Origin of the sequence: Streptomyces fulvorobeus, from assembly GCF_013167895.1 — a bacterium.
GTDB lineage: Bacteria > Actinomycetota > Actinomycetes > Streptomycetales > Streptomycetaceae > Streptomyces > Streptomyces fulvorobeus.
In genome coordinates this window covers 116,069-139,901 of sequence record NZ_BLWC01000001.1, presented here as the reverse complement: position 1 = coordinate 139,901, position 23,833 = coordinate 116,069, and the positions used below count along the sequence as shown (strand labels likewise).

The following is a 23,833-nucleotide window of genomic DNA, read 5'->3' as shown; positions in this document are numbered from 1 at the left end:
GTCAGGCGGTGGCGGCGGTCGTCAGGCGGTCGTCGCGGCGAGTTCCGCGTCGCGGGCGGAGGTGTGCCGCATGAAGTCGATCCGCAGGAACTCCTCGTTGAGGGCGGGTGGCGCGATCTGGACGAACTGCCCGCTGTCCTCGAAGACGATGCCGAGGGCCCGCCACCGTGCCAGCACCTGCCGCAGGGCGTCCTCGCCCGTCCGGTGGTTTCCCTCCAGCTTGCGGGCGGCGGCCTTCACGGTGTGCGGCTGGTCGAGCAGCCGGAACAGGGCCAGCTCGAACGGGTCGGTCAGTTCCAGGTGCGTCCAGTCGAAAGCCCGGCGTTTGCTGACCAGGACGATCCGGTCCTCCAGGTCGCAGTGGGTCAGGCGGCTGCCGGAGTAGTTCCGCTTCCAGTGCGAGATGCCCTCGTCGAGGCGGTCCACGACGTCCGCACCGATCCCGCGCGGCGGCACGTCGAAGACGTAGGCCAGGTCGAACATCTCGGCGTCGGGCAGATCGTAGGTGAGCCGGTACGGTTCGGCAGGACGCAGTTCGGAGAAGCCGAGGCCGGGGTTGTTGAAGTACGGGCTGAAGCGCTCGATCGCGATCCGGGAGGACGGCCCCACCGGTGGGTTGAGGTGCTCCAGCGCACCGAGTTGGGCCACCACGTCGTTGTAGTCCTCGGCGTCCTCGCCGGGGAATCCGTGCAGGTAGTTCCAGGCAACGGAGAGGCCGACAGTGGCGGCGTCGCGGAGCATCCGGACGTTCTGGCCCCCGGTCACACCCTTGTCCATCAGCGTGAGCACCCGGCTGTTGAGGCTCTCGATGCCCGGCTGGACGAAGATCAGGCCCGCGTCCGCGAGGGTCTGGAGCTGCGCCTGCCGCATGTTGGACTTGATCTCGATGTGCATGCGCAGGTCGAACCCGCTGTCGATGATGCGCGGCAGCACCGTTTTCACGTACCCCATGTCCAGGATGTTGTCGACGACGTACATGTCCAGCACCCGGTGCCTGCGTGCCAGTTCGATGATCTCGTCGTAGAACACGTCCGGGCTCTTGCTGCGGAACTGCATGAACGAGCCGTTGAGCCCGCAGAAGGTGCAGTGGTGCTTCTCGCCCCACCAGCAGCCCCGCGCACCCTCGACCACCAGTTTGGGCTCGACCCAGTGCCGCGCGTGGGAGGAGGCGAGCCGCTCGAAGTACCCGGAGTAGTCCGGCGGCAGGATCGAGGCGGGCGGCAGCGGTTTGGTGCTCATGGCGTTGACCACGGAGGCGCCGTCCGCATCGCGCCAGCACAGCCCCGGTACGTCCGACAGCGGCTCGCCGGAACTCAGCGCACCGAGCATCGCGGGAAACGAGACCTCACCCTCGCCACGCAGGACGTAGTCGACGAAGGTGAAATTGCGGTGGACGGCCTCCCCCTGCTTGCCGTCGCAGTTGGCACCGCCCATCACCGTCGCTATGTGCGGGGCGAGCCGCTTGACGTACTTGGCTGCTGCCAGGGCAGCGGTGTTCTGCTGGAACGTCGACGTGAAGCCGACCACGTCCGGGGAGATTTCGACGATGCGCTCGGCGATGTACCGGACGAAGTCGGGCGCGGTCACGTGCAGTGCCTTCGTCATCTCCATCCGGGGCCCGCGTACCCGGCTGCTCATCGCCTCGGTGAACTCAGGAACCCGCCACTGGGGGTCGTCGTAGAGGGCGGATGAGAACACCCAGTCGCCGCAGCCCAGGAAATAGGAGCCGAGCGCGTAGTAGGAGTAGTCCTCCAAGGTGAATTCGGTGTTCTGGGTAATCCAGTCCACGTATTCGATATTGGCGTGGAGAACGTCGGCCGTTCCGTCGGGAACGCGCTCGTCGACACTGCGCTTGAGAATTCCGAGAGCCAGCGACGGGAGATCGATCGGGGCCCAGGGCATGTTCACCAGGAGTACGCGCATGGCTGGCCTCTTCTCATGTGAGCATGTGATCAGTACACGGAGTCGGTCGTCTGCCGGGTCTCCGGCCGTGCGGCCGTGAGGCACCGGACCGGACGCCCGGCCGGTGATCCGATCGGGGTCCGGCCCGGTCGGTCGGGGCCGGTCGCGCACGGGGTGCGGGGCCGGCCCCTGGTGCTGGGTGTCGTACTACTTGGCCTCGTCCTCCATCTCCTCAGTGGAGCGGAGGTAGACGACGACGCCGACGCCGGGCTTGCGGCTCTCCTCGTCGCCCTCAAGCGGGTCGCCGTGGATGATGTCCTTCTGCATGATGTTCACCTCCTTTCCGGGTATGGGGGCGGCTCGGCCGGCGCGGGCGCCGAAGGCAGCCCGCGGCCGAGAAATCTGAGGGACCGCCGGATCACGGCCAGATGGTCGGCGCCGTCGTAGCCGTCATGGCCGGAGTCCAGCCACATCAGCTCGTGGGGCACACCGCCCGCGCGCAGCACGGCCAGGTACGCCTCGATCTGTTCCGGCGGGCACTTGGCGTCCCGTCCCGCGGCGACGATCAGCAGCGGGGAGCGGATGGCAGCCGCGTACGAGGACGGGGAGGCGTGGGCGTAGGCATCGGGCACCTGGTCCGGAGTGCCGCCGAACAGCGCGGTGTCCAGCGCCTGGAGGGCGGGTGTGGAGTGCCGGAAGGCCGTCACGCAGTCGGCGAGCGGTTTGACGGCCACCCCGGTGTCCCACAGCTCCGGACGGGTTCCCATGGCCAGCAGCGTCAGATAGCCGCCCCACGAGGTGCCGCACAGACCCACGGCGCCCTCGCGGCCGATGCCCCGGTCCAGCAGGTCGGCCCGGGCCCGCACCAGGTCGGCGACCTGGGTGTGGCCGACGCCCTCGGAGTAGGCGGAGCGCCAGCGCGGCCCGTAGCCGGTCGAGCCCCGGTAGTTGACGCGGGCGACCGCGTAACCCGAGCCGACGAGGGCCTGCACCATGGGGTCGTACGCGTCACGGTCGTGGTCGGCCGGCCCGCCGTGTACGAGCAGGACCAGCGGGTGCGGCGCGGGCCGGTCGGCGGGTGTGGTGACGAGGGTGTGCACCGGGCCGTCGGGCCCGGGCGTCCACAGGTCCTGGCGGTGGCCGAACCGGGGCAGGCGCCACCGGCTCTGACCGGGCAGGGGCGCACCCGACAGGGAGAGCGCACGCGGCACGTTGACCGCGTCGGTCCAGATGAAGTGCACGTCACCGTCGGCGGCCGGTGACGCGTCCAGGATGCTGCCCTCCGGGGTGGGCACCGGACTCAGCTCGCAGCGGTCCAGGTCGGCGGTGAACAGCCGGCTCCGGCCGTGCCGGTCCTGCCGGAGCAGGACCCGTGTGCCGTCCGGGCCGGGGTACCAGCGGGCGGTGGTCTCGGTGTCGAACGAACACCAGGGCAGCAGTTCCAGACCGCGCCCGGGGGCCCAGGTCCCGAGGTGGTAGCGGCCGGCCCGCTCGCGCATCACCAGAAGCAGCGTGCGGCCGGGCGCCGGTCGCGGGCCGGACGACGGCGCGAGCGCAGGGGCGAAGCCGAGCGCCCAGGTGCGTTCCGCGGTGCCGGGGATCACCGCGACGGTGGTCCCGTCCGGAGTCAGCAACGTCACGGCGCGGGCCGAGTGCGCCGGTCCGGACACCGCCAGCAGTCCGCCGTCAGGCGCCAGGTCGCACAGCGTGCCGGGGTCCGTCGTGCGCAGCACGGCTGTGCCCGTGCCGCCGCGCCGCCCCAGGTGGACACTGAGTCCCTCAGAGCTCCGGATGCCCACGGCCGCCATACCCCCGGCCGCCAGCGCCAGCCCCGCGGGCCGCCCGCAGGGCACCCCGGCCAGCGCCGGCCGGTCCGGACCGGCGTCGAAGTCCTGGGTGCGCCAGCCGCCCCGGCCGTCACGGTCCTCGTCGAACCACCACACGGCCTCGTCTTCGTCGATGGCGCACAGCAGCGTGCCGTGCGGCCGGTCCGTCAACTGTCGGCCGACGCCGCTGGAGCGATCCCACGCGAAGATCTCACACCGGCCGTCGGCGTCCCCGGTGTACACCATCCGGTCCGCGTTACGGGGGCTGGTCACGGGCAACACCGGCCGGTAGACGCCGTAGGCGCGCGCGCCGGCCTTCGGCGGAGCCGGCGTCACGGCGCCTCCCGGGCCACGAGCCCGGCCCTGGCGGTGGCGTACAGCGCCAGCCCGGCGAACGCCCCCGCGCAGCCCAGCGCCACCGTACGACCCCCGTACGCCGCCACGAGGACCCCCGCCGCCACCGGAGCGAGCACCGCGACACCCTGACCGGCGGTGCCCAGCACAGTCCCCATGCGGGCCAGCAACCGGTCGGGAGTGGTCAGCACCGCCCGGGTCTGCAGCACGACCACCACGGACGGGACGATCAGCGACACCCCGCTCAACAGCAGCCCGTAGGCCCAGGTCCGGGACGCGAACGCGAGACCGGCCGCCGTGGGCACCATCGCCCATGACGCGCCCGTCACGATCCGCGCGGCTGGAATCCGCCGCACCAGCCACGGCGCGGCGAGGGCGCCCAGCAGCCCGCCGACGCCCGCCAGGGTGAGGATGAGCCCGATCGAGGAAGGGCTGGCGCCCTGGGCGTGGGAGGCGAACACCGCGTGGAAGTACAGCGCGCCGAGCAGCGCGTTGATCCCGGCGGTCCACACCACCACGAACCGCAGGAAGGGCTCGGCCCACACGAACCGCAGACCTTCGGCGAGGTCACGGGTGAACGAGGTGGCCGGACCCTCCCGTTCCGGCTTCAGGTCCGCGCGGATCGCCTTGCTCAACACCGCCACCAGCAGGAAGGACACCGCGTCCGCGAGCAGCGGCACCCACCGCGCCAGCTGGTACAGCGCGCCGCCCAGCGTCGGCCCGACGATCTGCACCGCTTGGTCCCGGGCCTGTAAGTACCCGATCGCCCGGGTGTACCCCTCGGGCGGCACCAGCCGTCGGATCGTCCCCGAGGCCGCCGCCCCGTAGGTGGCGCTGGCAGCCTGCTCGACCACGGCCGCGACGAGTACGTGGACGAGCACGACGTGGCCGAGCGCGACGGCCACGAACACCGACCCCATGGCGGCCGCCGCGACGAGTGCCGCCGCGTACATCATCGGCTTGCGCGGCCACCGGTCGGCGAACACGCCCGCAACCGGCGAAACGACCAGTCCGCTGACCAACGCCACCGATACGACGAGTCCGGCGAGTCCGGCCGGATATCCGGCGCCCAGCAGGATGAGCGGAAGAAAGAGAGAGGACGCGCAGGTGCCGAGACCGTCGACGGCACCCGCCGTCCAGAAAAGCAGAAAATCCCGTATACGGAAAGGGGATGAGGACCGGTCTTCGGGTAACGCAGGTTCGGAGGACCGCAATTCCTGCCCGGCCGCGTCCATCAAGAATCCCGCTCGGAGGGATTGCGGTAACGAACACACCCACAATGCCCCCCGTGATAAGCACTTACGGTCGCTGAGGATCGAGAGCGTATCGAACGGTGATGCGCATCACAATACCTGTGTTCGAATGCCGTTGTTGATCAAGGAATGCAGGCCCCGAAGGGCCGGGCAACTGGTCCATCGCTGGTCATCGGTGGGTACGTGCTCCTCGATCTCGGGCACCGCCGTCAGCAGGTTCCCGGCGAGGGCCACCTCGGCCGCATGGCCACGGCGTCGGTGCACGCGCCGAGCGAGCGCTGAGGGCGGTCACCCTGCGGGGCGGCCGGGGCGCCGGGCAGGGTGGTGTGGCGCCGCGGTCTCTGGATCACCAGTCAGTGCTGTACGCCCTGCTGTACGGTCGGAGGTATGTCGAAACCAGTGACGATCCGGGTCGATGACCAGCTGTACGCCCTGCTGAAGGAACGCGCGGAAGCGGATGGCACCACGGTGACCGCCCTCATCACCCAGGCCGCGCACAACGCGGTCCGCGACCCCCGCCTCGAAGGCGCCGCGGAGATCTTCCGCGACTTCCTCGACACCGACGGGGCCGCGTTCGACGCGGCCTTCCCCCACGACACACCCGCACGCATGGACGCATCGGAACGGGCCGCCTGACCGTGGAGCTCTACGTCGACATCCGATGGCTCCTGGAGCGCCAGGCCGAAGTCCTGCCCAAGCACCCCACGATCCACGACTTCTCCACCCTGGTAGCAGCAGTCGGCCGCCACCGGGTCAACACCCCGAAGGTCGGCGCCACCGTCGACAACTCCTGGCGCGCGGCCGCCCTGATGCACGCCATCATCCGCCTGCGCCCGCTCCCCGCCCGTAACGCACTGTTCGGCACCGCGGTCGCCGTGTCCTACATGCATGCCGCGGGCGAAGGCATCGACGCCCCGTACGGCGCGCTGATCGACCTGGCCCAGGACCTCGACACCGGACGGACCGACGCCTACGGCGCCGCCGACCGCATCCGGTCCTGGCGGATCTGAGACCGCGTTCCTCATCTGACGTCCGGCTGGACCACCGGCGGCCTGGCCATCCCCGGCCGTACACGGAAACCACCTGCTCCGTACCGGGGGAAGTCATCCCGGCCCTGCTGTGTCCCCGGTCCTGACCGCCGGGTCGACGCGGCTGAGCTGGTGGCCGGGATGAAGCTGCGCACCGGCGCCTGAGGGGGTGGGGGTCCGGGTCGCGGTCCCCGGGGACGGCGCGATCCTCGACGCCTGGGCGAATCCGGTCCGGTGAACAACGGCGAGGTGGCCCGGGACGGATCACGGATGCGTCCACCCACCACTCGTTTCCGGCCTTCTTCATGACAGGGGCATGATAATTGCGAGGTCTTGGGCATAGTGCTGAAAGCCCGGGAGAAGTGCACCTGCCACTGTGCTGATGCAGCCCCTCCCCGCTCTCGGCTCCTGGTGGAGCCGAGCCCCCACGACTGATGGGACAGCAATGCCGCACTCCTTTTGGTTGAAGGCAGTCGGGGCCGCCGCCGCGGTCACCCTGGCAGCATCAGTAGCAGCGCACGCCGCACCCCCGCCGGAGCCGACCGCGGCGGAGAGCGCGGCAGCGGTGGTGACCCTTCGCTACGACGACAGCCGGGCAGGCGGCTGGGAAGCGGCGATCACTGCCGGAGTCGCCTCGTGGAACCAGAACGTCGCCAACGTCAGGCTGGTCGAAGCCGCACCCGGCACCCGGGCCGAGATACAGATCGTCGCCACCAGCGGCTGGCCGCAGGCGACCCTCGGCCCGGTGCGCCCGGGCGGCCTGGTGCGTGTCGAACTCGGCAGCCAGGCGGTAGCTCAGGGCTATGACAAAACCCGCATCGCCGCCCACGAGCTCGGGCACAGCCTGGGCCTCCCCGACACCAAGCCCGGGCCGTGCTCCCAGCTGATGTCAGGATCAAGCCCGGGCATCAGTTGCAGGAACGCGGTTCCCAACGCCACTGAGCGAGCCCGTGTGGACTCCACCTACGCCAACGGCCTCACCTCGCTCACTCCTGCCGACGGCCGCATGCTGGTGGACGCTCCCTAAGCGCGGAGGGCAGGCACACCAAGGCGCAGCCGCCCGAAGGTGAGCCGCGAAGCAATCCGCAATCGTTCCAGCAGGTTCCGCTTCCTGCGCGCCCGAGGCGGAGGGCCGGCAGATCTCACAGCACGGGATGGTGCGGCGCTGCTTCGCGGGTGGGGGGTGAGGAGCACTCGAGGGGATACCGAAACCGATTCACCTGGTGACTCGTCCTGGAAGATGAGGTCGAGCGGATGGGAAGCCAGGTGGACCGGGCGGACAGGGGTGAGACGTCGATGGTGAAGGCGGCGGTACTCCGGGGGGCGCGCCGCCCGGCCGGGCAAGGGGTTCCGGGCGCGCGTGAGAAGGGGATGTGCGGGGCCGACCGGCCTGGACACGAGGGCGGGTGCCCGCCGCATTCGCTGTGCTGACGGCCGGGCTGCTGGCGTTCCACCGGGTGGTGCCGAACTCCGTGGGCCGTCTGGGCAGTTCGCTGGAACTGTTCCTGCCGTGGCTCGGCCTGGCTGCCGTGGTTCTGTTCGGCCTGGCGCTGCTGCGCCGTTCGGCCACCGCGCTGCTGGCCCTGCTACTGCCGACGGCGGCCTGGGTGCACCTCTTCGGTGGACTGCTCCTGCCTGGTGGGAAGCCCGGCGCGCACGACCTGGTCGTGGTGCAGCACAACGTGAGCGACGAGAATCCCGACCCGGCGGGCACGGCCCGCACCCTGACTGACGCCGAGCCCGATCTCATCGCGCTGCAGGAACTGGTCTCCCCTGCGCTGCAGGTTTACGAGAGGACTCTCGCCCCGGCTTACCCGCACCACGTGGTCCGGGGCACTGTGGGGCTCTGGTCGAAGCATCCGCTGACCGATGCCCGGCTGCTGGACGTCAAACCACAGGGGATCGCGGGGCCCTGGAGTCGCGGGCTGCGCGCTGTGGTCCACACGCCACGTGCCGAGATCGCGGCGTACGTAGCGCACCTGCCCTCGATCCGCGTCCGGGCGAGCGGCCTCGCATCCTCCTGGCGCGACGAGAGCGCGGACCTTCTCGGGGAGGCCGTCGCGGCTGAGGAGGTGGAAACGGTGATCCTGCTGGGCGACCTGAACGGCACGGTCGATGACCGCGGACTGGCCCCGCTGACCTCGCGGATGAACGTGGCGGAGCGGGGCTTCGCCTTCAGTTTCCCCGCAGCCTTTCCGCTGGCCCGCATCGATCAGGTGATGGCCCGTTCAGCGACCGTCGGCTACATCCGCACCTTGTCCGCCACCGGCAGCGACCACCTGCCGGTCGCCGCCAGGATCACCCCGCACTGAGGGAACGGTCCCGATGACAGTAAGTGGGACAGCAAGGACAGCAATCCTCCCTGTGTGACACCCGTCGTGCTTCGACTCGGCCGACAGGTTCGCGGCAGGCTGTCCCGCAGAGCACGGCCACCGCTGTCACCGGCCGGCTCACCTGCGCGGCCACGGACCCGGCCTGCGATCCCGCCCAGTGATCCCTCGCCCCCTCTGCCTCCCGCACCGCCTGCGCACCAGGGAACCGGTGTTGCGAAAGCCGTGCCGCGGGCTGTTTCACCCGCTCCGCATGCTCACGGCGGCGTGATGCCGGACACTTCCTTATACGGCTTCGGTGTATTTCGCACGGGTCAAGTGAGGGTGTTCGGTGTGCTTGAGGTCCCGCTCTGGTTGTGGGGGGCATTCGCCGCGACGGTGGTGGTGTCGCTGGCGGTGGACCTGCTGTCCCACCGCACCGCGCACGTCATCGGCTTCAAGGAGGCGGCCGCCTGGAGCGGCCTGTGGGTGAGCCTCGCACTGATCTTCGGCGCGGTGGTCTTCCTCGTCCTGGGCACGACAGCGGGCACCGAGTACACCACAGCATGGCTGCTGGAGAAAAGCCTGTCGGTCGACAACCTGTTCGTCTTCGCCGTGATCTTCGCGTACTTCAAGGTGCCCCGCGCCTACCAGCACCGCGTGCTGTTCTTCGGCGTCATCGGTGCACTGGTCTTCCGTGGGATCTTCCTGTCCCTCGGCGTGGCTGTGGTCAGCCGCTTCACCGCGGTGCTGTTCGCCTTCGCGGCGGTCCTCTTCTACAGCACATACAAGCTTCTCAAGGACGAGGAGGAGAGTTTCGATCCGGGCAAGAGCTTCGCCGTACGGATACTCCGCAAGATCATCCCGGTACGGGACGAGTACGCCGGGGCGAAGTTCTTCGTCAAGGAGGCCGGCATAAGGGTGGCGACCCCGCTGCTCGCGGTGGTGGCGGCGATCGAGGCCGCCGACCTGATCTTCGCCGTCGACAGCGTCCCGGCCGTTCTCGCGGTCAGCGACGACGCCTTCATCGTCTACACCAGCAACGCGTTCGCCATCCTTGGCCTGCGGGCCCTCTACTTCATGCTCGCGGGGCTCCTGGACCGGTTCCATTACCTGAGTAAGGGTCTGGCGATCATCCTCGCCTTCATCGGCGTCAAGCTCATACTCCAGGCGTCCCACAAGATGATCAGCCCGACCATCCCCGAAATCCCCTCACCGGTCAGCCTCGCGGTCATCGTGGTGGTGCTGACAGGCTCCGTGGTGCTCAGTCTCAAGAGGCCCGCTCCGGCAGGCGTGTCGGAGGAGTCCGATGAGCAGAGGGACGCGTCTGGGACTGTCAAGCAGCCCGGCTCGCCATCCGTAGGGGGTCGGGACACCTTCCAGCACCCTTCTGACTCATCGAGCCGGGAGACCGATGCCCGAGCGGGCTCCGACCGGCAAGAAGACGGTGCACTTCCCGACCTGCGAATTAGGGCATATCGTAAAGATATGGTCAAAATGAAGCGTAAGTCTGACGGGTATGTATGCCCGACCTGTAAGAAGACCGTGCCCGCCGCAGTCCACCGCCGTAAGACGCTCGGCATATTCGTCCCCGTCTGGGGCCCGGGTGCCTGCCAAGACCGCGATTGCCCCGACTTCCGGCTGGACCCCGACCACAAGCACTCTTCGGGCCAATAACGAAGACGGCAGCGCGGCGATGCACTGGTGAACTGCGACTGACAGGCGTCATCCTGGCCCATGGCGTCGCGACCCCCACCCGCCGTTCATGCAGGTCGGTCGGCGCGACCGCAACGTGCACCCTCGTCTGGTTGCGCTGTACTTGGACAGTGCGGCACACCGCCCTCGCGATTCCCAGCCATGCCGCACGACTCGCAGGGCAGGGGACACGCGGCTCAGCAGCCGACCCCAGCCGCTGTCCGGACGGCCTGGAAAGGACGCCTCGCGGACGCCCAGGTCGCGCTGTGCGTCCTCCTCGACTTCCCCGCCCGACTTGTCAGCCCGTGACCGGGGCGGGGGAGGGGCGCAGCGGGTCCGCCGTGCCGAGGGCGACGGCAGAACCGGGCAGGGCGGCGCCGCGAAGTGCACTGCCCAGCGCTCCCGTGCGAAGCGCGGCCCGCAACAGCACCCAGCCGATCAGGCCGCCGAGCGTATTGGCGATCATGTCGTTGATGTCGACGGACCGGCCGTTGTTGAACAGGATGTACGAGAGCATCTGCGCACTCTCGATCACCGCACTGGCCAGCGCTGTCAGCGCGGTGACGCGTCCCGCCGAGGTGGCCCGCGACGATATGAGGGGCAGCAGGCCCAGCGGGAGCAGCATGACGACATTGGGCAGGGCGCTGACGTCCATGGTGAGGAGGGGAAGCCAGTTCAGCTGGTTGTACCAGGGCATCAGGTTGGCACCTTCGCCCCATGTGATGTTGAGCGGGAAAACGGTGATGGACAGCACCGCCGCCACGTACAGCATGACGGTGAAGCGGAACGCCGCGTGGCGACCGGTGCGCCCTCGCGTCCCGCGCCGTGCGCCGATGGCGAGGACGATGGCGTATGCGGCGAGCAGCGGCCCGAGCACGAGGGCGGCGCCGATCTGGAATGACACGTTCATAGGTGGGTCCTCGCAGGCTGAGCGACGAAGGCCGTCGGGCGACGACGGATTGACGAGGACGACTTTGCCGTCGGCTGCCTGTTTGCCGTATCTGCTGAAGGGCCGATCCTTCGTGGTGCGGCTATGCCTTTCGGCCGAGGCCGAGCCGCCCGCTCTGCGGATATCGTCGAGTGCATGCGATGCTCGTCCCTTTCTTCCCGTCGTGCGGCGGCCCTGGCCAAGGCTGGGTGCGTCGGCGCGGCCTGTGTTGCGGTGGCGGCGGTGCTGCTGGACCTGTGGGTGGGCACCTTCCGGCAGCCGGTCACCGGCACCCCTCTGCTGATGTCGGCCGCCGTGGTGGCGGTCGTCCTGGTGCTGCTTCCGCGGCTGTCGGCGGCCGGCGTCGCCCGGGCCGCCTGCGGGGCGGGGGTCGTCTCGCTGGTGTGCTCGTTGGCGCTCCATCTCCGTTCCGACGGGGAGGGAGGTTTCGGCCCGGCGGCGTCGTCCGCGTACGGGGCTTTTGAGCCCGTGGCTCTGCTTGTCGTCCTGCTGATCTCCGCGCGCCGCGTCACCCCTCTGGGGGCCGCGCTCGGAGTGCCCCTGCTCACCGCTGCCGTGGTGCTGCGGCCGCTGGCGATTCGGGTGCATGAGGGCAGTACGACCGTTGCGCTTTTCCTCGCCCTGCTCACCAGCGCCGCGCTCGCCGCAGGGCTCACCGCCCGGTTGGTGGTGGCCGCGCGGGAGCAGCGCGACGAGCGGATCAGGCTCGATCAACGGGTGGACTTCGCCCGCGACCTGCACGACTTCGTCGCCCACCATGTGACGGGCATCGTCGTGCAGGCCCAGGGTGCTCGGGCCGTCGCGGCCAAGAACCCCGAGTTGGTCGAGCCCGCCCTGGAACTCATAGAGCGGACCGGCGCCGAAGCACTGGAGTCCATGCGGCGGATGGTGGGCGCCCTGAGAGAGGAGGGGAGGGACGGGGAGGCAGTCGGCGGGGGGATTCCGTTGCCGGTGAACAGCGGGCTTGAGGGAGTGCGGTCCCTGGTCGACGGCTTCGCTCACTCGGGGGCGCGAATCCGGCTCGTCGAGCGGGGCCCGCTGGATGACATACCGGCGGAGGTGGCGAGCAGCATCCACCGAGTAGTGATGGAGGCCCTGACCAATGTAGCCAGACACTCCCACGGCTGTGGCACGGTAGAGGTGCTGCTGACAGCCGCGCCCGGGGGAGCGGTCGACGTCGAGATCCGCGATGACGGAGACGGCCGACGCGCCTTGGGCACTGGGAACGGCAGGAGTGGGAGCGGCTACGGACTGCGAGGGTTGCGCGAGCGGGTCTCCCTGGCCGGCGGAACTTTCCGGGCCGGACCGGGGCGCGGCAGCGGGAGTGGGGTCGACGAGGGTGGCTGGACGGTGAGCGCCTCGTTCCCCGGCGCCACCGCCGTGTTGCACGGCGATGGGGGTGACGGCCGTGCAGCGGGTATCCGCGCCGGGATGGGTGGGATCGGATGACGACGATCCGGGTGTTGATCGCGGACGACCAGGCCATCGTCCGTACGGGCATGGCCATGATCCTCACGGCCGAGGACGGCATCGAGATCGTCGCGCAGGCACAGGACGGCCTTGAAGCGGTCGACCAGGTGGCCCGGCACCGTCCGGACGTCGTGCTGATGGACATCCGGATGCCCCGGCTCGACGGCCTGGAGGCGCTGCGGCTGCTCACCCGGCCCGGGGTGGTTCATGTGCCGAGGGTGGTAATGGTGACGACCTTCGACGACGACGAGTACGTGCACCGTGCGCTGCGGGATGGTGCCTGCGGCTTCCTGCTGAAGGACGCAGGGCCCCGGCTGCTGGCGGAGGCCGTACGCTCGGCGGCCCAGGGCGAGGCGCTGATCAGCCCGGCCGTCACGGTGAGGCTGCTCCAGCGTTTCACCGGACCGGCCCGGCAGCCGGCCCGGCCGCCCGGCGGAACACTCTCCCCGAGGGAGGAGGACGTCGTCGGCATGGTGGCTCGGGGTCACACCAACGCCGAAATCGCCGCCGGGCTCCACATCAGCGCCGGTACGGTCAAAGCGCACCTCAGCAACATCCAGAGCAAGCTAGATGCCCGCAACCGTGTGGAGATCGCGGCATGGGCGTGGGAATCGGGCCTGGTGCGTTGAGTAGCTCACCGCACCAGGCCGCCCCTTGAGAGCGTCTTGGAGGGGTTCAAGTTCCTGCGCGGCAGGAGGAGCAGCCGGCCCTCTGTCAGGCGGTCCCTGTCGGTGGAGTCAGGGGGTTGTTCGGGTCGGTCACGACCGTGACGCGGTGAAACTCCCGGCGACGCGGCGGCCCTCGAACCGGGGGTCATCGTGGCGGGTGGCGCCGCGTCAATTGCGCAGGCGCTCGACGGCAGTGCGTTGTCGAGGTGGTCACGAAAGAGCACGCCGTGGTCACGAGGCAGCAGTCGGTGCGCGAGGCGACGGGACGGCCCGGAGCAGTTCCTAGAACGTATCGAACCTCGCGCGCGTGGAGCGGCGCGACACCAGTAGGGCAGGGAGGCAGCCACGAGCCGGGCGGCACCGGGGCAAGTTCAGCTCGCGGCCCGCCCGAACCGGTGCACGGCCCACTTGTACGCACCGACCGACGAGCGGGCGATGCGTACCCTCACCGCCGGACTTGACCGCGCTTCCGGACCGTGATCCGACTCACGGTCCGCGCCAGAGATTCGCGAAGGCCGCGTTCTCGATGGACCGCCTCTGGCGTACGGCCTCCAGTTCCATCACCGCGTCGTGGACGATGGCCACCACCGTGATCACCGCCTCGTCATCGAGGCCGGGCTCGTCGGACCGTTCGCCGTCGAGCCCCACGACCGAGGCGAGGGCGGCCAGTACTGGTTCCTTATCCTTCCAGCGGTCGGCCGCCCTGCGGCGCGCGGGTGTATCAACCGCTTCCACCCGTTCCGAGCCGAAGGGCAACCTGCTGCTTCGCTTCCGCGTCAGCTCACCGTCCTCCTCAAGGGCGGCCTGGTATGCCGCCGAGAGGTCTCGGCCCCGGCGCCACAGCCAGTCCTCGATGCGCTCGTAGGGTGCCTGCCGAGTGAGCCCTGCCGCGGCCTCGACCATGAGCCGATCGTCCAGCGTCGACGGACCACTCGGCACGATGCGGTCCCCGTCCACGGCGACTGTCCCCGCACCGATGAGATCGACCAGCTCGGCTCCCGCGAGCGCGAGAGACAGGTCGCCCTGCCCCACGGCATGCTGTGAGCTCGGGTCCATGGAGATGATGAACAGGTCTTTCGCCGTGGTCATGAACGGCTCCCCTCGGAGACATCGACACAAGTGCGTCTCCACCGCCCAGCCGCCAGGAGTCGGCCCGGCGGCGGAGCGACAGTCACGACCAGTATCGCCCGCTCCCGCACAACCGAACCCCTTTCCCGAAGGACCGGCTTGCTGAGGTGCGTAATCGCCAAGAGCGCCGGACAGCCACCAGCCCATGCTCCGGCATGTCCATCCACTTCTGCAGGACCGGCACCACCGAACAGTCCTCGCTCGACCTGAGCAGTCGTGAATCAGTTGCGAGACCGCCCGAGGAGTGCTCACCTCGTACGAGCCGAGGAGAAGGCGCCTCGTACGAGCCTCGATGCCCGCTCCCGTGCGTCCAGGCTCTCCGAGTCACCAAGGCATGCGCCGCACGTCGTCGGCGGAGAGGCCGACCTGCACCTGCTCACCCCTGCCGCAGCGCACGACGTCGGCCGCGAAGCCCCCGCGATCCGCCTCGGCGAGGAAGTCGGAAAGCGGGCTGCGCGCGTCCATGGTCACCAGCAGGCCGCCCGGCAGTGTGGTGCCGCCCAGTTGGGGAACGGCCAGATGGAGGTCCGGGTGGCGCCGAGAGATCTCCTTGATGCCGGGAAACATGAGGGTGTTACCGGTGATGTACAGCCGCAGAAGTGGGGGCACACCTCGCGGGCCGAACTCCAGCAGGCTTCCCATGACGGGCGGGAGGAACGCCTGGACGAGCCCGGGGCCATGACGGCCCGGTAGCGCTGTGACGTGCACCTGGGTGCGGTCGCGCACGAGTGTGTGTGACTGCCAGGTGCGCAGGCCGATCGCCCGGGAGAAGGCGCGAGGCGTGCGGGGTCCTGATGATCGGCAGTCCGCGGTCCAGTCCTCGGCGGGCGACCCGGTCCCAGTGGTCTCCGTGCAGATGCGAAAGGAGCACACCATGCAGATCGGGCGGCAGATCGCGTACCCCGATCGCCGGCTCGGTCAGGCGCCGGGAGAAGAGTCCGTTGCCCAGGTACGCGAAGCTGCCCCGGTGCAGGAAGTTGGGGTCGGTCAGCAGCGTGATCGACCCGTACCGGATGAGCGACTCCCCGACGGTGTCGCAGCCCAGTTCCGTCGGCCTCGGTGCTGTAAGGGAACGGGGTCGCAGGGCCCGCGACACGAGAGAGGTACTGCACGCCGCCCCCCCACCACTCCTCCACGGCGAGGGCGTGCACCGACGAGCCCGGCACGGGTGCCGCGAGTACCGCGAAGCGCCGCAACCCGTGCCACCCAGCGGTACGGGACCTGTCGCGCGAAGCGCCGCCCGGTAGCCGGGCCACTCACCCGGATGCAGCAGCCGACGGCTCCCTGATACACGAGCGGGTAGGCGTACCCGATGGCAGACGGCCCAGATCAGGAGGCGGCCTTCATGAACTCATCGGTCAACCAGCACTCCGTCCCCCGGGCGGAACCCGCGCCTCGCAGGTCGATGGCGGTGTGCGGACTGATCGGGGCGGCGGTGATGGCGGCTGTCGATGAGATCGTCTTCCACCAGATCCTGGGATGGCACCACTTCTACGACCGCTCCACCAGCAGCATGGGCCTGACGTCGGACGGGCTGCTGCACACCGCGGAGCTACTGGCTCTGATCGCCGGGTTCTTCCTCTACGCGGATCTTCGCCGGTCCCGCACTCTGGCCCCGGCCCCTGGCTGGGCCGGCTTCTTCCTGGGGCTGGGCGCCTTTCAGCTGTTCGACGGGATCGTCGATCACAAACTGCTCCGGCTGCACCAGATCAGGTACGGCGTGGACGTCACACCGTACGACGTGGCGTGGAATCTGGCCGGCCTGACGCTCCTCCTGATCGGCCTGGTGCTGGGCATCCGCGCGGGCCGCCTCGGCCGGGCCAGGTCGGCACCGTGACATTCGTGCTCGCTCACCCCGTCCCGGCCCCGAGGTGGACCTGTTCGGACACCTCTTGGCTGTGGTCGCGGCGGTCTCCGCGGCCGCCTACTGGTTTGCCGCGGGCCGACTGTGGCGGCGAGGGGACATGTGGCCCCGGTGGCGGACGGTGTCCTTCACCGCCGGATGTACGGGTGTGGCATGGTCTGCGATCAGCACGCCGCCAGGCCCGCCGTTCACCGCACACATGATCGAGCACCTGCTCCTGGGTATGGCGGCACCGCTGCTGCTCGTCCTGGCCCGTCCTCTCCCCTTGGCCCTGCGCATCCTGCCTCCGGCGCCACGCCGGGGCCTTCTGCGCCTGGCGCAGGCGCGTCCCGTCGGGTGGCTGGTCTTTCCGCCGCTAGCGGCTCTGATCGATCTCGGAGGGCTGTGGTTGCTGTACCGCACAGAACTGTTCGCCCTCACCCACCACCACCCTCTGTGGAACGCAGTGGTGCACGCGCACGTCCTGGCCGCCGGGCTGCTCCTCACGTTCTCCGTCTGCCAGCTGGAACCCGTACACCGCCGTTGGAGCCTCCCCTTGCGTGGGGTGACCCTGCTGGCTGCCGGCGCCGCGCACGCCGTACTCGCCAAGTCCCTGTACGGGTCACCGCCGCCAGCCACCGCCTTCGCCACCGCCGACCTGCATACCGGCGCCCAGGTCATGTACTACGGCGGCGATCTGGTGGAAGCCGCCCTCGGAGCCGTGCTCGCCGCCTCCTGGTACCAGGCGACCGGCCGCGCCCGAGCACACCGCCGACGCCGATCGGTCGCCGGCCGCACGCCGCGAGCGGCGACCGGCCTCCGCTCCCGTACGACCGCAGCGAACCGCACTGCGCTGTGCCACGAAACGAGCCGTTCCTACACCCGCACGTCACTCTCGGCGGACACAACCGGCCCGACATCAACCGCCGAACCGTCCGGCCCTTGAAGTACACGTCAAAGCGGCGACTGTCCGGGGCGACACGCCTCGGTCCCGAGCAGACACCACGCGCAGTCGCACGTCGTGATGCCTGTGGGGTGTGCACGGGCACGTTCGGGGTACTCAGCAGCCGGACGGAAGGTGCCATACGGCACCAAAACCCGCGGCGCCGACATCGCGGCGTACGGCAAGGAGATCCCACATGAGTGAGCAGACACCGTCCCAAAGGGTGGAGGAGCACGACCGTCGAGCGGCTGGCCGGCCCGTCCTCAGCGGTGCGTGGAAAGGACAGACCTTTCCTGGCCTTTCCTGAATAGCGAAGTGGTGCTGGGGTACTCGCGCCCACATCAGGCGCTGACCTGAGTGCCCCTGAAGAGAGAGAAGGTTGGGCCATGACCACCCACACCCCCGCCCCCAGAGGTGCCCGGACTCCGGTCCAGCAGGCGGCGCAATCGTCGGAGCCGTGTTCCTGCTGGTGGGAATCCTCGGGTTCATCCCCGGGGTCACCACCGACTACGACACCATGAAGTTCGCCTCGCACGACTCGAACGCCCAGCTACTGGGCATCTTCCAGGTCTCCATCCTGCACAACCTCGTGCATCTCGCCTTCGGTGTCGCTGGCCTGGCCATGGCCCGCAGCTTCTCGGCAGCGCGGACGTTCCTGCTGGCCGGTGGAGCCGTCTACCTGGTGCTGTGGCTCTACGGACTGTTCGTCGGCCACGACAGCAGCGCCAACTTCGTCCCGCTGAACACAGCGGACAACTGGCTGCATTTCGTTCTCGGTATCGGCATGATCGCGCTGGGCGCCCTGCTCACCCGCCGCCGCACCACGACGAATCCGTAACGGCGAAGCCCAGGCACGTTGTCGCGCTGCTCACGAGCGCACGGTGCGCGTCGGCTTCCGTGCCGACGGGTCCGCAGACACTGTCCCACCCCCGTTCGGCACACCTCATCGTGCCTTCGGGCCAGACCACACCACCAACCAGCGGAGGCTGCTGCTGTGAATCACGACGCAAGCGAGGAAGGTACCCGCCTGCACAAGGTCGGGAAGGCGTTCCGACGAATGAGCAGGGCCTATTCGGCGCAGGAAGAACGGCGCCTCGGCGGGCATCTCGGCGCTGTCGTCGCATTCGGTGCGTACACGGCCGCCTGGGCCGCGGTCATTGCCAAGAGGAAGACAAGGCTTCCGGAGCGTCCCGACCCACGGGACGTCGTGCTGACGGCGGCTGCCGTGTTCCGTCTGAGTCGCCTGCTCAGCAAGGGGTCTGTCACGAGCCCGCTCCGGGCGCCTTTCACGCGGTACGAGTCGGCCACAGGGCCTGCTGAAGTGAGCGAGAGTCCCCGTGGGGGCGGCATCCGCTCGACCGCGGGTGAGCTGGTCACCTGCCCGTTCTGTATGAGCGTCTGGCTGACGACCACCTTCACCGGCGCCCAGCTGTTGTGGCCGAGGGCCACCCGAACCGTGACGGGGGGCCTCACCGCCCTGGCGGTGGCCGACACCATGCAGCTGGGTTACGACTGCCTGCTGCAGAAGAACGGGGAGTGAGGCGGACCCCGATCCCGGGCGAGCGGTCGCGGCCGCGGTCGGCCGGGCCGGCGGTTCGGTCGCTGTTGCCGCACCGCCCTCTCAGGAGGGCGGCGGGGCGAGCCGCCCTTCTCGTGAGCCCGCGTAGGCGGCGACGCGGAGGGACCTGAGGAAGTCGACGGGACGAAAACCCGGCAGTGAGCTGTGGTACGGGTCGAACGCCATCTCGCCCTTGCCATTCGGGTAGGGGCTTGGGCCCTGGAGGATGAGACGACCCAGGGGCAGCCAGGCCGCAGCCGCCCCGATACAGAGTACGAACTCCACGGGGCCCCGCGACACGGATGCCCCCACCGCTGCCGGGTATGCGGGAATTCGTGCGGTTCCGGGCACCGGGAACACGGCCAGCACTCCTCGGTGCCCGCCGACCACATAGGACACGAGAGTGGAGTACGGCCCGACCGTGGCGGACGTGCGGGGGAGTGGAATGTGGCGGGTCCACCGGCCACGGCCACTGCTCGTCAGGAGGAGCTCCAGGCAGCGGCCGGGCCCGCCGATGTCTTCGACCCGCAGCGCCAGACCGGTGCCGTCCGGCAGCGGCCGCGGCAGTCCGGCAGCGCGGGACCAGCGTGCTGTCACATCGTAGGAACCTGGAGAGTCGAGCCACGGCACACCCCGTGGGGTCTGGTGACGAGGAACGACGAGACGCCCTCCGACGATCGTCCCGGAAGGGTGCAGGGCCGGCCGGTCACCGCGACGGCGGGCGACGGTCCGTGCCGCTCGGTAGGCGAGGGGGGCGAGAAGGTTCATCCAGCTGTCCGTTCCATTGCGGAAGGCGGTGAATGCAGGTGGGGACTCTCTGCAGAGGGTGATGAATGTGGCCTTCGGTTATCTCACGTACCCCGGTCGAGCGGATCGACCTCTTCACGGCCGGGTGGCGGGCTCGGAGCGGGTGCGGCAGTACGGACCGGGATCGTGTGGCGTGAAGTTCTGGCTGAAACGGTGGGCTGCTCGGGCATGGCTGTCTCCGCAGGCTCGACCTGATCGCGTCCGTTCCCGTAGCACCACCCAGTGACAACGCCGCGGGCTCGGCCGATCTACGCATCAGCGCTTTCTCCTGCCGGCCCGTCCCCGACCGAGCTGAACTTTCGCACGCGCCCCCGGACCCAGCTGCGGTTGACGCCCTTGGCTACATTCATTAGCTTGTGGCTAGTTGCATTAGCTCACAGCTACTGCACTTAACGAGCAGGGAGATGTCATGGCTGAGTTCGTCTCCGCCCCGGGCGGCACCATCGCCTACGAGGCCGCAGGAGAAGGCCCCCTGGTCGTCCTGGCCCACGGCATGGGGGACAGCCGCACGGCGTACAGGTTCGTCCTGCCGCGTCTGGTGGCGGCGGGGTATCGAGTGGCCGCGGTCGACCTGCGGGGCTGTGGTGAGTCCAGTGCGCAGTGGCCTTCCTACTCGCGTACCGACATCGCGGGCGATCTGCTCGGGGTGATCCGCCACCTCGACAGCGGTCCGGCCGTCCTGGTCGGCCACTCGATCTCCGGCGGCGCCGCCACCATCGCGGCCGCACAGGATCCGGACCTGGTCAGAGGCATCATAGAGTTGGGCCCCTTCACGCGCGCGCAGTCGATCAAACTCGGCGACTTCCGCTCGAAGAGCTACCGCAAGGGTGCCTTCCGGCTGCTTGGCGCCAGCCTGTTCGGCAGCGTGGGACTGTGGTCCCGCTATCTCGACCACGCCTACCCGGACCGCAAGCCGGCCGACTGGAGCGACCGGCTGGCCCGCATCGAGGCGATGCTCGGCGAGCCCGGCCGGATGCGGGCGATGCAGAAGATGGGGCAGTCGGCGCCGACCGACGCCGGCGCCCAGTTGGGCAACGTACGGTGCCCTGCCCTGATCGTGCAGGGCTCGCTCGACCCCGACTGGGTCGATCCGCGCGCCGAGGGCGAGGCGATCGTGGCCGCGATGCCGGCCGGTGTCGGAGAGCTCGCGGTGGTCGAGGGAGCCGGCCATTATCCGCACGACCAGTACCCCGAGGAGACGGTCTCCCTCATGCTTACATTCCTCGGAGCACACGCCCGTGCCTAGAGCTGGCCTCGATACGAAGGCCGTCATCGCGGCGGGAGCGGCGCTCGCCGACGAGGTCGGTCTGGCGGGCCTGACCATGGGTCTGCTGGCCGACAGGCTCGGCGTACGGCCGCCGTCCCTGTACAAGCACGTCGGCTCCCTGCACGAACTACGGCACGGCATCTCCGTCCAGGCCAAGGGTGAATTCGCCCATCAGCTGGCCCGGGAGTCGGTCGGCCGTTCCGGCCCGGACGCGGTCCGGACGTTCGCCGACAGCTACCGCCACTGGGCCCTGGAACATCCCGGCCGCTACGCCGCCACCGTCCCCGTTCCGGCGGCCGGTGATGAGGAGGACCGCCGCGTCAGCGAAGAGGCGTTGCAGGTCCTGCTCGACGTCCTCGCCGGTTTCGGCCTGGCCGAGGCGCGCGTAGTCGACTCCGCACGGGCGATGCGATCAGCACTTCACGGGTTCGTCACCCTTGAGGGCGCCGGCGGCTTCGGGATGCCCCGCGACGTCACACGGAGTTTCCACTTTCTCATCGACACCCTGATCGCCGGCTTCCAGGCCGACCTCACTGATCACACATCCGAAGGATGACAAACCGCTACCGGCCCCTCCCTGTCCTCCCACAGCCCTCTGTGAAGGGGAAGGCTCCGGCCGAGCCGTTGTCCGAGGCGCCGCCTTTGCCGATCGAGGCCAGGAGACCGTCATACGCTCCGTGAGGACCAGGACGCAACGGCCGGGGCACGACACGTCCGAGGCGGCATGCGCTTCGCCGGCAGGCGACCGCTGGGGTGTGCACCCTCCGGGCCCTGTGGTCTCACTCAGTCTCGCTGGCGATCGGCGCCGTCGTGCTGCTGACCCGGCTGGCTGCCGTCTTCAGCACCCTGGGCGACCAGCCCGGCTGAGATGGCGCCCTTTGCCGGGCCGGGCAGCGCCACCATCTTGCTGGTCGTGCTCCAGCTGGTGGCGGCAGCGTCTGCGTGGGCGCTGTGGGGGACGTGGATCGCCGGAACCGTAACTGTGGTGTGCCTGGGTGTGCCGTTACCGAGTTAACCCGCCGGTGCGGGCGTCCCGAGCCTGCCTGCTCCGCGGGTGGGTGCTGATGCATTCGTGCTCGCACACGATGTCATCAGGAAATAGTCGTCGTGGACCTGGCTGCCCAGTGCTGGGCATCCGGATCGACATCCCGGAACTGTGGCATGCGCACGACGGAATCGAGATCCCCGTTCCAATCGCGGGTGACCACATGCAGCTCAGTGTCGTTGGGACCCAACTCATGCAGCAGGGTGTGATGCCCATCGAGCATGACTGCGTACTCGTTCTCGCTGTCGGGGTACTGCTTGAACCCGGGGAGGCTGTCACCGGGGCGGCCTGGCCAACGGTGAGCTCTCCGATAGGCAGTTCCGCGAGTTCAACTCAGGCCAGATGCACTCAAGGCGCCCTTGACCAATTGGCCCTTCAGGGCCCTGGCGGGAAGCAAGGTCGCCACTCGCTCAGAGTGTGCTAAGCGTCACGCTGTGCATTCTACGGAGGAAGAGGCCGCTGAAGCCCGCCGAGCCGACCGGGGCCCTGGCATTGCAGGGCAGAGCGGGCGGGAACGACGAGAGTCCGAAGAGAAATGAATCCCTTCATCTCATTCTTCCGTGTTACTTCCCAGTGCAGACCCGGTAGTTGAAGACATTCCGGATCTGGCTCCCCATCAGGCAAGGTGACTTTTTGCGGAGTTGAAGACCAAGCCGTACCTGGAGCGTGCCGGTACTCAAGCCCCTCATCAGCGGTCCGTCGATGCCTTCGGGCCCGGTGACACCACCCCCCGGATCATCAACAACAATGGGGGAAGTCGTGGCGGACCCGAAGGCCGTGAGCCCGTTGCGGAGCCACGAAAACGGTAACGGGGGGAAGCGGGAGCACTCCAGGGCATCCAGGATCGGGACCGGAAGGCCCCAGGGCCTGTCTGACAAATGATCACCTGGCCGCTTCACGGAGCCAGAGGATCAGGGAGGCCAGGACGACTCCCGCGCGGTACCGGTTCGCGAGCTTGTCGAACCTGGTTGCGATCGCGCGGAACTGTTTTAGGCGAGCGAAGCATCGTTCGACCACGTTGCGGTCGCGATAGATCTCCGTGTCGAAGACGGGTGGCCGACCACCGCGGCGCCCCGGCGCCGACGGTTGGCCACCTGGTCGCGGCGCTCGGGGATCGTGGCAGCGATACCCCGACGCCTCAGCAGATGACGGATGGCCCTGCTGGAATACGCCTTATCACCCAGCACACGGTCCGGTGTCGTGCGCGGACGGCCCGTGCCGGCCCGAGGAGTGCGTACCCCATTGAGGACATCGGCGAACGCTGTGGCGTCGTTGACGTTTCCGGGTGTGAGCACAATCGACAGCGGCAGCTCCCGGCCGTCGACGGCGAGATGGACCTTGGTGGTCAACCCGCCCCGAGACCGACCGAGTGCCTGGCACGCCTGCGAGCGGCCCGGATCTTCCAGTTCGTCCCCGTCCACGTCCCCCTTTTACGGGCGCCTGCGGCATGCTGATGGGCCCGGTTGACCGTGGAGTCGACGGCGACGGTCCACTCCACCCGGCCCACCGCATCGTCACGGACCTGGACGTGCTCCAGCAGCTTCGCCCATGTGCCATCGGCCTCCCAGCGGGCGAACCGCTCGTAGACGGTCTGCCACGGCCCATACCGCTCGGGTAGGTCGCGCCACGGGGCCCCGGTCCGCAGCCGCCACAGCACGCCGTTGACCACCTGCCGGTGATCACGCCACGGACGGCCGCGTCCGTCCACCTGCGGCAACAGGGGCTCTATTCGCCCCATGCCGCATCCGTCAACTCACCTCGACCCGCCACAAGATCAATTATCAGACC

20 protein-coding genes and 3 pseudogenes are annotated in these 23,833 nt (G+C 69.2%); 14 read left to right on the top strand and 9 right to left on the bottom strand.

Going from position 1 to position 23,833, the window contains the following annotated elements; all coding sequences use genetic code 11:
- Positions 1-21: 21 nt before the first annotated feature.
- The 3 genes from Sfulv_RS00620 to Sfulv_RS00610 all read right to left on the bottom strand — a co-directional run bounded on the left by Sfulv_RS00620 (position 22) and on the right by Sfulv_RS00610 (position 5,317).
- The gene (locus tag Sfulv_RS00620; RefSeq protein ID WP_173310261.1) at positions 22-1,923 is read right to left on the bottom strand and encodes a RiPP maturation radical SAM C-methyltransferase; all 1,902 of its coding nucleotides are present in this window, start codon (positions 1,921-1,923) and stop codon (positions 22-24) included.
- A gap of 311 nt (positions 1,924-2,234) precedes the next feature.
- Complete coding sequence (locus tag Sfulv_RS00615; protein WP_256668766.1) at positions 2,235-4,064, bottom strand: alpha/beta hydrolase family protein; 1,830 nt, start codon at positions 4,062-4,064, stop codon at positions 2,235-2,237.
- Complete coding sequence (locus Sfulv_RS00610; protein WP_173310259.1) at positions 4,061-5,317, bottom strand: MFS transporter; 1,257 nt, start codon at positions 5,315-5,317, stop codon at positions 4,061-4,063. The genes Sfulv_RS00615 and Sfulv_RS00610 overlap by 4 nt, the downstream gene beginning before the upstream one ends.
- Before the next feature lie 147 nt (positions 5,318-5,464).
- On the opposite strand from Sfulv_RS00610, the gene Sfulv_RS00605 reads away from it, so the two are divergent.
- The 6 genes and pseudogenes from Sfulv_RS00605 to Sfulv_RS00580 all read left to right on the top strand — a co-directional run.
- Positions 5,465-5,617, top strand: coding sequence for a hypothetical protein (locus tag Sfulv_RS00605; RefSeq protein WP_173310257.1), 153 nt, complete (start codon positions 5,465-5,467; stop codon positions 5,615-5,617).
- Positions 5,618-5,722: 105 nt separating this feature from the next.
- Entirely contained in the window at positions 5,723-5,971 is a 249-nt protein-coding gene (locus Sfulv_RS00600; protein ID WP_173310255.1) for a ribbon-helix-helix protein, CopG family, read from the top strand.
- Complete coding sequence (locus Sfulv_RS00595; RefSeq protein ID WP_173317476.1) at positions 5,968-6,345, top strand: toxin Doc; 378 nt, start codon at positions 5,968-5,970, stop codon at positions 6,343-6,345. Before Sfulv_RS00600 ends, Sfulv_RS00595 begins: the two co-directional genes overlap by 4 nt.
- A 463-nt stretch (positions 6,346-6,808) precedes the next feature.
- Positions 6,809-7,390, top strand: a complete 582-nt coding sequence (locus Sfulv_RS00590) for a snapalysin family zinc-dependent metalloprotease (protein WP_173310253.1) — start codon at positions 6,809-6,811, stop codon at positions 7,388-7,390.
- A gap of 346 nt (positions 7,391-7,736) precedes the next feature.
- Complete coding sequence (locus Sfulv_RS00585) at positions 7,737-8,675, top strand: endonuclease/exonuclease/phosphatase family protein (protein WP_371874613.1); 939 nt, start codon at positions 7,737-7,739, stop codon at positions 8,673-8,675.
- A 351-nt stretch (positions 8,676-9,026) separates the two neighbouring features.
- Positions 9,027-9,995: pseudogene (locus Sfulv_RS00580) on the top strand (TerC family protein); the annotation flags it as partial.
- Between the two features lie 670 nt (positions 9,996-10,665).
- Here the strand turns inward: Sfulv_RS00580 and Sfulv_RS00570 are convergent.
- A complete protein-coding gene (locus Sfulv_RS00570) occupies positions 10,666-11,277 on the bottom strand; it encodes a VanZ family protein (protein ID WP_173310249.1) in 612 nt (203 codons plus the stop codon).
- A 174-nt stretch (positions 11,278-11,451) separates the two neighbouring features.
- On the opposite strand from Sfulv_RS00570, the gene Sfulv_RS00565 reads away from it, so the two are divergent.
- Positions 11,452-12,765 carry a sensor histidine kinase gene (locus tag Sfulv_RS00565; RefSeq protein WP_173310247.1) on the top strand — a complete coding sequence of 438 codons (1,314 nt, stop codon included), beginning with the start codon at positions 11,452-11,454 and terminating at the stop codon, positions 12,763-12,765.
- Positions 12,762-13,415, top strand: coding sequence for a response regulator transcription factor (locus Sfulv_RS00560; RefSeq protein WP_173310245.1), 654 nt, complete (start codon positions 12,762-12,764; stop codon positions 13,413-13,415). Before Sfulv_RS00565 ends, Sfulv_RS00560 begins: the two co-directional genes overlap by 4 nt.
- A 525-nt stretch (positions 13,416-13,940) precedes the next feature.
- Here Sfulv_RS00560 and Sfulv_RS00555 read toward each other — a convergent pair.
- Both Sfulv_RS00555 and Sfulv_RS00550 read right to left on the bottom strand, forming a co-directional pair.
- Complete coding sequence (locus Sfulv_RS00555; protein WP_173310243.1) at positions 13,941-14,543, bottom strand: GOLPH3/VPS74 family protein; 603 nt, start codon at positions 14,541-14,543, stop codon at positions 13,941-13,943.
- 363 nt (positions 14,544-14,906) lie between these two features.
- A pseudogene (locus Sfulv_RS00550) lies at positions 14,907-15,627 on the bottom strand (MBL fold metallo-hydrolase).
- A gap of 300 nt (positions 15,628-15,927) precedes the next feature.
- On the opposite strand from Sfulv_RS00550, the gene Sfulv_RS00545 reads away from it, so the two are divergent.
- The 4 genes from Sfulv_RS00545 to Sfulv_RS00530 all read left to right on the top strand — a co-directional run bounded on the left by Sfulv_RS00545 (position 15,928) and on the right by Sfulv_RS00530 (position 18,908).
- The gene (locus Sfulv_RS00545) at positions 15,928-16,419 is read left to right on the top strand and encodes a DUF2243 domain-containing protein (protein WP_173310241.1); all 492 of its coding nucleotides are present in this window, start codon (positions 15,928-15,930) and stop codon (positions 16,417-16,419) included.
- 127 nt (positions 16,420-16,546) lie between these two features.
- Entirely contained in the window at positions 16,547-17,371 is an 825-nt protein-coding gene (locus Sfulv_RS00540) for a cytochrome c oxidase assembly protein (RefSeq protein ID WP_173317472.1), read from the top strand.
- Between the two features lie 454 nt (positions 17,372-17,825).
- Positions 17,826-18,206: a DUF4383 domain-containing protein gene (locus Sfulv_RS00535; RefSeq protein ID WP_256668763.1), complete on the top strand. Its 381-nt coding sequence runs from the start codon at positions 17,826-17,828 to the stop codon at positions 18,204-18,206.
- Between the two features lie 219 nt (positions 18,207-18,425).
- Positions 18,426-18,908: a DUF1360 domain-containing protein gene (locus Sfulv_RS00530; protein WP_173310239.1), complete on the top strand. Its 483-nt coding sequence runs from the start codon at positions 18,426-18,428 to the stop codon at positions 18,906-18,908.
- Positions 18,909-18,989: 81 nt separating this feature from the next.
- Here the strand turns inward: Sfulv_RS00530 and Sfulv_RS00525 are convergent, their stop codons facing one another.
- A complete protein-coding gene (locus Sfulv_RS00525; RefSeq protein WP_173310237.1) occupies positions 18,990-19,523 on the bottom strand; it encodes a phosphodiesterase in 534 nt (177 codons plus the stop codon).
- Positions 19,524-20,142: 619 nt separating this feature from the next.
- Between Sfulv_RS00525 and Sfulv_RS00520 the strand changes: the two genes are divergently transcribed.
- Together Sfulv_RS00520 and Sfulv_RS00515 are read left to right on the top strand one after the other, a co-directional pair.
- A complete protein-coding gene (locus tag Sfulv_RS00520) occupies positions 20,143-20,979 on the top strand; it encodes an alpha/beta fold hydrolase (protein WP_173310235.1) in 837 nt (278 codons plus the stop codon).
- Entirely contained in the window at positions 20,972-21,556 is a 585-nt protein-coding gene (locus Sfulv_RS00515) for a TetR/AcrR family transcriptional regulator (protein WP_173310233.1), read from the top strand. Before Sfulv_RS00520 ends, Sfulv_RS00515 begins: the two co-directional genes overlap by 8 nt.
- Positions 21,557-22,091: 535 nt before the next feature.
- Here Sfulv_RS00515 and Sfulv_RS00510 read toward each other — a convergent pair.
- Together Sfulv_RS00510 and Sfulv_RS00505 are read right to left on the bottom strand one after the other, a co-directional pair.
- Positions 22,092-22,268, bottom strand: a complete 177-nt coding sequence (locus Sfulv_RS00510; RefSeq protein ID WP_173310231.1) for a hypothetical protein — start codon at positions 22,266-22,268, stop codon at positions 22,092-22,094.
- Between the two features lie 640 nt (positions 22,269-22,908).
- Positions 22,909-23,815 (bottom strand): annotated as a pseudogene (locus tag Sfulv_RS00505) (IS5 family transposase); the annotation flags it as partial.
- Positions 23,816-23,833: the final 18 nt, after the last annotated feature.

What these genes read in the sequence shown, in the direction of transcription:
- Sfulv_RS00510 (WP_173310231.1), bottom strand. Translation starts at nt 22,268, where the DNA reads ATGCTCGATGGGCATCACACCCTGCTGCATGAGTTGGGTCCCAACGAC.
- Sfulv_RS00570 (WP_173310249.1), bottom strand. Translation starts at nt 11,277, where the DNA reads ATGAACGTGTCATTCCAGATCGGCGCCGCCCTCGTGCTCGGGCCGCTG.
- Sfulv_RS00610 (WP_173310259.1), bottom strand. Translation starts at nt 5,317, where the DNA reads ATGGACGCGGCCGGGCAGGAATTGCGGTCCTCCGAACCTGCGTTACCC.
- Sfulv_RS00560 (WP_173310245.1), top strand. Translation starts at nt 12,762, where the DNA reads ATGACGACGATCCGGGTGTTGATCGCGGACGACCAGGCCATCGTCCGT.
- Sfulv_RS00600 (WP_173310255.1), top strand. Translation starts at nt 5,723, where the DNA reads ATGTCGAAACCAGTGACGATCCGGGTCGATGACCAGCTGTACGCCCTG.
- Sfulv_RS00605 (WP_173310257.1), top strand. Translation starts at nt 5,465, where the DNA reads ATGCAGGCCCCGAAGGGCCGGGCAACTGGTCCATCGCTGGTCATCGGT.
- Sfulv_RS00555 (WP_173310243.1), bottom strand. Translation starts at nt 14,543, where the DNA reads ATGACCACGGCGAAAGACCTGTTCATCATCTCCATGGACCCGAGCTCA.
- Sfulv_RS00590 (WP_173310253.1), top strand. Translation starts at nt 6,809, where the DNA reads ATGCCGCACTCCTTTTGGTTGAAGGCAGTCGGGGCCGCCGCCGCGGTC.
- Sfulv_RS00545 (WP_173310241.1), top strand. Translation starts at nt 15,928, where the DNA reads ATGAACTCATCGGTCAACCAGCACTCCGTCCCCCGGGCGGAACCCGCG.
- Sfulv_RS00620 (WP_173310261.1), bottom strand. Translation starts at nt 1,923, where the DNA reads ATGCGCGTACTCCTGGTGAACATGCCCTGGGCCCCGATCGATCTCCCG.
- Sfulv_RS00540 (WP_173317472.1), top strand. Translation starts at nt 16,547, where the DNA reads ATGTGGCCCCGGTGGCGGACGGTGTCCTTCACCGCCGGATGTACGGGT.
- Sfulv_RS00530 (WP_173310239.1), top strand. Translation starts at nt 18,426, where the DNA reads ATGAGCAGGGCCTATTCGGCGCAGGAAGAACGGCGCCTCGGCGGGCAT.
- Sfulv_RS00520 (WP_173310235.1), top strand. Translation starts at nt 20,143, where the DNA reads ATGGCTGAGTTCGTCTCCGCCCCGGGCGGCACCATCGCCTACGAGGCC.
- Sfulv_RS00565 (WP_173310247.1), top strand. Translation starts at nt 11,452, where the DNA reads ATGCGATGCTCGTCCCTTTCTTCCCGTCGTGCGGCGGCCCTGGCCAAG.